This window comes from Microvirga flocculans ATCC BAA-817 (assembly GCF_000518665.1).
In the GTDB taxonomy this organism is placed as follows: Bacteria; Pseudomonadota; Alphaproteobacteria; order Rhizobiales; family Beijerinckiaceae; genus Microvirga; species Microvirga flocculans.
In genome coordinates this window covers 19708-27305 of the sequence record NZ_JAEA01000020.1, presented here as the reverse complement: position 1 = coordinate 27305, position 7598 = coordinate 19708, and the positions used below count along the sequence as shown (strand labels likewise).

Sequence of the window (7598 nt, the reverse complement as noted above, 5' to 3'; positions counted from 1 at the left end):
CGTGCACAAGTGGTACGGCGAGTTTCATGTTCTGCGGGACATCAACCTGACTGTGCGCCGCGGCGAGCGCATCGTGATCTGCGGTCCGTCGGGCTCCGGCAAGTCCACGATGATCCGGTGCATCAACCGGCTCGAGGAGCACCAGAAGGGCCGCATCATCGTCGACGGCACGGAGCTGACCAACGATCTCAAGCGCATCGACGAGGTGCGCCGCGACGTCGGCATGGTGTTCCAGCACTTCAACCTCTTCCCGCACCTGACGATCCTGGAGAACTGCACGCTGGCTCCGATCTGGGTGAAGAAGATGCCCAGGAAGGAGGCGGAGGAGATCGCCATGCATTACCTGACCCGGGTCAAGATCCCCGAGCAGGCGAACAAGTATCCGGGCCAGCTCTCCGGCGGCCAGCAGCAGCGCGTGGCGATTGCCCGCTCGCTGTGCATGAGCCCGAAGATCATGCTGTTCGACGAGCCGACCTCGGCGCTCGACCCGGAGATGGTCAAGGAGGTGCTCGACACCATGGTGGGCTTGGCCGAGGAGGGCATGACCATGCTGTGCGTGACCCACGAGATGGGCTTTGCGCGGCAGGTGGCCGACCGGGTGATCTTCATGGATTACGGGCAGATCGTGGAGATGAACACCCCTGACGAGTTCTTCAGGAACCCGCAGCACGAGCGCACCAGGCTCTTTCTCTCCCAGATCCTGCACTGACCCGACCGCCCAAACCAACAAGGCCCCGGTCACGCAAACCGGGGCCTTGTTTGTCGGGAACGCTCAGGCCTTCTTCGCCGGTCCGGTTTCGACCGGCAGATCCTCCCGCGCGCCCCATTCGGACCAGGAGCCGTCATAGATCGCCTCGGCGGGGCGGCCGAGCGTTTCCAGCGCCACGGACAGGATGGCGGCCGATACGCCCGAGCCGCAGCTCGTGATGACAGGGCGCCCGAGATCGAGGCCCGCCTCGCGGAAGGCCTGACCGAGGCTGTCCGCATCCTTCAGGCGGCCGTTCTCGACGATATCGCTCCAGGGAAGATTGAGGCTTCCGGGAATGTGCCCCGACCGGAGGCCGGGGCGAGGTTCGGGAGCTTCGCCCCTGAACCGGTCGGCAGCGCGCGCATCGATCACCTGGGCTGAGCCCGAGCCGAGAGCGCCCTGGACCCTCGCGACATCCGCGACGGCCGCGGGATCGAAGGAAGGAGTGAAGCGGCGGGGCGCGGGACGCTTCTCCGGCCCCGTCTCGACCGGCCGGCCTTCCGCCTTCCAGGCGGGAAAGCCTCCTTCGAGAATCGACACGTTGCGGGCTCCGAAGATCTTGAACATCCAGCGGACCCGAGGCGCCGAGAAAAGCCCGATCCCGTCATAGACGACGACAGTCGTGTTCTCGTCGATTCCCATCGCGCCTACGGCTTTTGCGAAGTCCTCCGGCGAGGGCAGCATATGGGGCAGGGGGGACGATGCATCCTTCACGGCATCGATGTCGAAACGCACCGCGCCGGGAATGTGGCCGTCCACATACTCGGCCTGCGGATCACGGTTCTGCGCGGGCAGATACCAGGAGCCGTCGACGACCGCGAGATCCGGATCGTTCAGGTGCTGCTGCAGCCAGGCGGCGGTGACGAAGGGCTGGGACATCGGCAATTCCTTGCGGCGGGGAAAGATTATCAATCGGCGAGGGCCAGGCGAACGCGTCGGTTCTGCTTGCCCTTCTTCTCGATGTCGGTGATGACGACGCTGCCGATCTCGCCGATCCGCCGCACATGGGTGCCGCCGCAGGGCTGGAGGTCGATTCCCGCGATCTCCACCAGGCGCACCCGGCCGGAACCGCGCGGCGGCTTCACCGACATGGTCTTCACCAGCCCCGGATTGGCGTCGAGCTCCTCGTCCGTGATCCAGCGCTCGGTGACGGGAGCATCGCGGGCGATCAGGGCGTTCAGCTTGTCGGCGATATCGGCCTTGTCGAGGCCCGCGTCCGGAATATCGAAATCGAGCCGCCCGTCCCCGTCGCCGATGGAGCCGCCGGTGACCGGATAGGGCAGGACCACGCTCAGGAGATGGAGCGCGGTATGGACCCGCATGCGCTTGAGACGCTTCGCCCATTCCAGCTCCAGGGTGACGGTCTCGCCCTCCGCGAGCCCGGATGCGGCCTCATTTCCTACCAGATGCACGACCTGCGTGCGGTCGGCGCCATAGACCGTGTTCGTGATGCCGATCCGCTCGCCTTTCGACGTCACGAGCGCGCCCACGTCGCCCGGCTGGCCACCGCCCTGGGCGTAGAACACGGTGCGGTCGAGAATGACACCGCCCTCCGGCGTGGTTCCGAGAACCTTCGCTTGGCAAGTGGTGGCATAGGCGTCGTCGCGGAAAAGAAGCTCTGTGGCGGTCATCGGCGTCTCTAAAAGCTGTCATGAGGCATTGCCCCGACGGTCGGCGAAGGGGGCCGATGCTGACGGCAAGCGGCTAGGCGGGTCAAGCCGTTCCGTTCGCCGGATGTCAGGATAGGGCTTCCGCCTCCAGGTCGCGAAGGCTTTGGAAGGCTTCGAGCGCGCGTGCCCGTGCCGGCCCGTGGGGAACGATGGGCGCAGGGTAGGTTTCGCCCAGCCTGATTCCCTTCTCATGCAGCAGGCCGGGCGGGGCCTCCCAGGGCTTGTGGATGAAGGCTGCCGGCAGGCTCGCGAGCTCGGGCACGTAGGTTCGAACATAGCGCCCATCGGGATCGAATTTCTCGCCCTGGGTGACCGGGTTGAAGATGCGGTGGAACGGAGCCGAATCCGGCCCCGATCCGGCGACCCATTGCCAGCCGAAGGCATTGTTCGCCGGGTCCGCGTCGACCAGCGTGTCCCAGAACCAGCTTTCACCCTGCCGCCAGTCCGTGAGCAGGTGCTTCACGAGGAAGGATGCCACGATCATCCGCACCCGGTTGTGCATCCAGGCGGTCTGCCAGAGCTGGCGCATCCCCGCATCGACGATGGGATAGCCGGTCAGTCCGCGCTGCCAGGCTTTGAGCGTCTCCGGATTCCCCGCCCAGGGAAAGTGCTCGAACCGGGGGCTATGCGAACGGTCCGGCAGGTGCGGGTGGACATCGAGAAGCTGATAGCTGAAGTCGCGCCAGACCACCTCGCTCAGGTATTTCCGCGCGTCGGACTCCAGTCCCGGCTCCCGGGCAACCGCGCCCATGACCGCATGCCAGACCTGCCTGGGGCTGATCTCGCCGAAGCGCAGGTGGGGCGACAGGCGCGAGGTGCCATCCATGAAGGGGCGATCCCGCTGCTCCGCATAACCTTTCAGTCCCGCGCCGATGAACTCCTTGAGCCGGTCCTGGGCGGCCTGCTCTCCACATTGCCAGGCAGCCCTGATTCCGCTCGCCCAGTCAGGGGATGAAGGTTCGAGGCCCAGGGCATCGAGAGACGTGGCCCGGGCCAGGATCGACTCACCCCAGGTTCCGCCGGGAATTCGCTCGGGCGAGGGAATCGGCGTGGAAATCGGTCGCGCGGTGACGGCCCGTAGATAGGGGGTGAAGACCTGGAACGGCTTCCCGGCCTGGTTCGCCACTTCCCAGGGTTCGTTGAGGAGCCGCCCGTTGAAGCTGTGGGCCTTGATGCCGCGCTCCGTCAGACTCTTCTTGAGCGCGCTGTCCACGGCGATCTCGGCTGCGCCGTAGCGGCGGTTCCAATAGATCGCGGAGGCTCCGGTTCCCCGAACGACGGTTTCGACCGCCTGGAGAGCGGGGCCCCTGAACAGGACGAGCCGGGAGCCCGCGCGCTCCAACGCTTCGCCGAGGGCCCGCAGCGAGCCGTGCAGCCACCAGCGGGCCGCGCCGCCCAGGGGGCGAATCCCTTCCGAAGCCTCATCCAATACGTAAAAGCATAGAACCCGCGAGCCGGAGGCGACCGCTGCGGAGAGGGCAGGGTTGTCGCTCAGACGATGATCGTCGCGAAACCAGACCAGAACGGGAGACTGTGAATCGATACTCATGTCGGCACAATACAGCCGCGCCTGAAGAACGCGACAGAGACTGCCGCACAGCTCGACATCTTGTGATCGGGAAGAGGTTGAAAGTTGGCTCCGGCGGTAGGATTCGAACCTACGACCAACGGATTAACAGTCCGCTGCGCTACCGCTGCGCCACGCCGGAATGAGCCTTACCTTCGAAGAAGCCTGAATTTGCAGCTTCTTGAGCGCCGTGGTGTCTGAAACGACCGTTCCCCGGCGAGGTGGGAGGCATATAGCACGGGTTTCGGCCGTTGCAAGCCCCTTCTTGGCGCGCGGAATCGAAAAGGGGATGTTGCTCTTTGGGGGGACGCTTGCTATTGAGCAGCCGTCGCGGTCGCGACACGCCCCGGATGGCCTCGTGGCGGAGTGGTTACGCAGAGGACTGCAAATCCTTGCACCCCGGTTCGATTCCGGGCGAGGCCTCCAATCAAATTCTGAAGGCTCTATCCATGGTCGATTTCGCTCAAGCGCGCCGGGTAATGGTTGATGGCCAGCTGCGCACTTTCGACGTGAACGACATTCCTCTCCTCGATGCCATGGACACGGTTCCGCGTGAGTGCTTTGTGCTCCCGGGCCGCGAAGAGCTTGCCTATATCGATCAGGATGTTCCCGTCAGCGACGGTGCCGATCGCCGCTACATGCTCGCTCCGATGATCCTGGCGCGCATGATCCAGGCTCTCGAGGTCGACGCAGGAGAGCGCGTGCTCGATGTGGCCTGCGGCCGCGGATACGCTTCGGCGGTTTTCCGTGAGCTCGGCGCCACGGTCACGGCTCTCGAGGCCGATGAGGCCCTGGCCGCCGCCGCCCGTCAGAGCCTCGCTGCGGCCGGTGCCGGAGACGTGGCCGTCGTCACGGGCGCTCTCGACCGTGGCTATGCGGGGAATGCTCCCTACGATGCCATCCTGATCAACGGTTCCGTCGAAGTCCGTCCCGAAGCGCTTCTCCAGCAGCTGGCCGAAGGCGGTCGACTGATCTGCGTCAAGGGGCGTGGCCGTGCCGCAAGGATCACTCTCTATGTCCGGTCCGGCGACGCTTTCGGCGAGCGCAGCCTCTTCGAAGCCGCAGCTCCTCTTCTTCCGGCCTTCGTTCCCGAGCCTGGATTTGTGTTCTAATCCTTTCTGATTCCTTAATTTCCCAGGTGAATAGTGTCGCTTTTTTGCGCCACTCCCGCGCGAAATTCGGGTTAGCCGCAACGCCTTATTGCCGACTCGGCTCCCTTGGGTATTGTTGCGCTTTGAGTCGCCGGGGTAGTGTGGTCAGTGGCGGCTCAACCGCTTTGGATCGAGGCAGGTGCGCGTGAAAGAGAAGTATTCCAAGAAAACGTATCGCTTGCTCTTCGGGGTCATGACCTCCGCATTCGTGTTGATGGGGGCAGGCGGGGTATCGGCAGAGACCTTGGAAAGCGCTCTCGCCCGCGCCTACGGCAATAACCCTGAGCTGAACGCCGGACGCGCCAGCGTCCGTGTGCGGGACGAGGACGTCGCTCAGGCCAAGTCCGGCTACAGGCCGGTCATCAACGGCACGGCCGATATCGGTCGCACCTACACGGAATATGACACCGGCACCCCTCGGAGCGCTTTCGGGGGGGGCACCAACGCAGGCCGCCTGACGCCTCGCGGCTTCGGAGTCGAGATCAATCAGATGATCTTCGACGGCTTCCGGACCCCGAACCGGGTCCGCGCCGCCGAGTCGGGCGTCCTGAGCACCCGCGAAAGCCTGAACACGACGGAGCAGACCGTTCTGCTCAATGCTGCGACCGCCTACATGGACGTGTTGCAGGATACGGCCGTTCTCGAGCTGCAGCGCAATCAGGTCGAGGTGATCGACGAGCAGCTGCGCCAGACCCGTGACCGCTTCAATGTCGGCGAGGTGACCCGGACCGACGTGGCCCAGGCCGAGGCCCGTTTGGCTCAGGCCCAGTCCGAGGCGAGCCAGGCCGAGGCGACGCTGCGCGCGAGCATTGCGACATACCGGCAGGTCATCGGCGTCGAGCCGCAGCAGCTCGCGCCGGGACGTCCTCTGGATAAGATGACCCCGAAGACTGTCGATGCCGCTCTCAAGGTCGCCCTGTCCGAGCATCCGGCCATCAAGGCGCGTCAGCACGCCGTCGATGTGGCCGAGCTCCAGGTGAAGATCGCTCAGGGAGCGCTTGCGCCACAACTGGGTGTGGTCGGGGCTGTGGACCAGCGCTATGACCGGCAGGCAGAAGGCGACAATGCGCTTTCGGCTTCCGTCGTCGCGCGGCTGACGGTGCCGATCTACGAGGGCGGTCAGGCCTATTCGGCCACCCGGCAGGCCAAGGAAGAGGTCGGCCAGCGTCGCCTTGAGGCCGATCTTGTGCGCGATCAAGTTCGCGCCTTCGTGACCTCTTCCTGGGGGCAGCTGGAGGCGGCTCGCGCCCAGATCCAGGCTGCCCAGGCGCAGATCGACGCGGCCGAGACGGCGCTCAACGGCGTGCGCGAAGAGGCCCGTGTCGGCCAGCGCACCACCCTCGACGTGTTGAACGCCCAGCAGGAATTGCTGAATGCCCGCGTGAGTCTCATCCGGGCGCAGCGCGTGCGCGTGGTGGCTTCCTACAATCTCGTCAGCGCCATGGGACGCCTCAACTCCCGCTCGCTGGGGCTGAAGGTCAATCACTACAGTCCGCAGGTTCATTACGACCAGGTCAAAGATCTTTGGTTTGGAACATCGACGCCGGACGGTCGTTGATAAATTACAGGGCCAGAACTTTTTAGTTCTGGCCCTGCTTGTTTTTAAAGGGTTTGAGTCAAATACTTTAACGGCATTCGTTTGGAATGTGATTCTTGTTTGATTTTTGATTTGAGGCGGCGATGGGTTCAGCAGGCCTGAAAGTGAATGAGCCTTCGATGGAAGAAATTTTGGCTTCCATCCGGCGTATCATCGCCGACGATCAGGAGACGCAGGACCCTCCCGAGCCCCCGGAGCCGGTATCGTCGCCGCTCAAGTCCGTCCTCGACATCGCAGAGCGTCACGTCGCGACTTTCGTCGGCACCTCGCCTAACGAACCGGTCCTGGGGCCCTGGAACCGGATCGAGCGCGAAGGCATCGCGTTTGGGGAAGAGGGGTTTGAGCCCGAGGAGGCATTTTCCGGCCATCGGCCATCGGAAGAGTGGCCTCCCGTGCCGGTTGCCGGCGAGGAGCCTTCCCAGAGAGGGGCCACGCCTGCCGCATCCGCCGCGAACGCCTCGCCGGGCTCCCTGCTCTCCCGCGAGGCCAGTGCCTCGGTTGGCGGGGCTTTCGACCGCCTGGGAGCCTCCCTTCAGCCCAGCCAGCCTCTGACGGTCGAGGATCTTATGCGGGAAATGCTGCGGCCCATGTTGAAGGCATGGCTCGACGACAATCTTCCTCCCCTTGTCGAGCGCCTGGTTCGGGATGAAATCGAGCGCGTGACCCGCTGCCGCGGCTAGAGCATTTTTGGACGAAGTGGATCCGGTTCGCGGTTCAAAAAATGCGGATGGGCAAAGACGAGGGACGATTCCACCCCAGGGGAAACGGCTCTAGGCAGGGTAGACGCCCTCGCAGCATCCGGCGGGGCGACGCCCCAAGATTGGCGCCTCTCTGTTGACTTCGGCCGGTCCGTCCGGTTTGTAGC

General features: G+C 64.6%; 7 protein-coding genes and 2 tRNA genes. 5 read left to right on the top strand and 4 right to left on the bottom strand.

Annotated elements, in window-relative coordinates:
- The first annotated feature begins 1 nt into the window (after position 1).
- Complete coding sequence (locus tag L879_RS0117615) at positions 2-709, top strand: amino acid ABC transporter ATP-binding protein (RefSeq protein WP_245265260.1); 708 nt, start codon at positions 2-4, stop codon at positions 707-709.
- 63 nt (positions 710-772) lie between these two features.
- Here L879_RS0117615 and sseA read toward each other — a convergent pair whose 3' ends face one another.
- From sseA to L879_RS0117595, 4 genes are all read right to left on the bottom strand, one after another.
- The gene (gene sseA / locus L879_RS0117610) at positions 773-1627 is read right to left on the bottom strand and encodes a 3-mercaptopyruvate sulfurtransferase (RefSeq protein ID WP_027317260.1); all 855 of its coding nucleotides are present in this window, start codon (positions 1625-1627) and stop codon (positions 773-775) included.
- Between the two features lie 29 nt (positions 1628-1656).
- Positions 1657-2379 carry an alanyl-tRNA editing protein gene (locus L879_RS0117605; RefSeq protein ID WP_027317259.1) on the bottom strand — a complete coding sequence of 241 codons (723 nt, stop codon included), beginning with the start codon at positions 2377-2379 and terminating at the stop codon, positions 1657-1659.
- A 106-nt stretch (positions 2380-2485) separates the two neighbouring features.
- Complete coding sequence (locus L879_RS0117600; protein WP_027317258.1) at positions 2486-3967, bottom strand: cryptochrome/photolyase family protein; 1482 nt, start codon at positions 3965-3967, stop codon at positions 2486-2488.
- An 85-nt stretch (positions 3968-4052) separates the two neighbouring features.
- Positions 4053-4127, bottom strand: a tRNA-Asn gene (locus L879_RS0117595).
- A 210-nt stretch (positions 4128-4337) separates the two neighbouring features.
- Here L879_RS0117595 and L879_RS0117590 point away from each other — a divergent pair.
- From L879_RS0117590 to L879_RS0117575, 4 genes are all read left to right on the top strand, one after another.
- Positions 4338-4411, top strand: a tRNA-Cys gene (locus L879_RS0117590).
- Positions 4412-4434: 23 nt separating this feature from the next.
- On the top strand, positions 4435-5097 hold the full coding sequence (locus L879_RS0117585; RefSeq protein WP_027317257.1) for a protein-L-isoaspartate O-methyltransferase family protein: 663 nt from the start codon (positions 4435-4437) through the stop codon (positions 5095-5097).
- Positions 5098-5329: 232 nt separating this feature from the next.
- Entirely contained in the window at positions 5330-6694 is a 1365-nt protein-coding gene (locus L879_RS0117580; protein ID WP_084021135.1) for a TolC family outer membrane protein, read from the top strand.
- A gap of 122 nt (positions 6695-6816) precedes the next feature.
- Positions 6817-7413, top strand: a complete 597-nt coding sequence (locus tag L879_RS0117575; RefSeq protein WP_084021133.1) for a DUF2497 domain-containing protein — start codon at positions 6817-6819, stop codon at positions 7411-7413.
- Positions 7414-7598 lie beyond the last annotated feature (185 nt).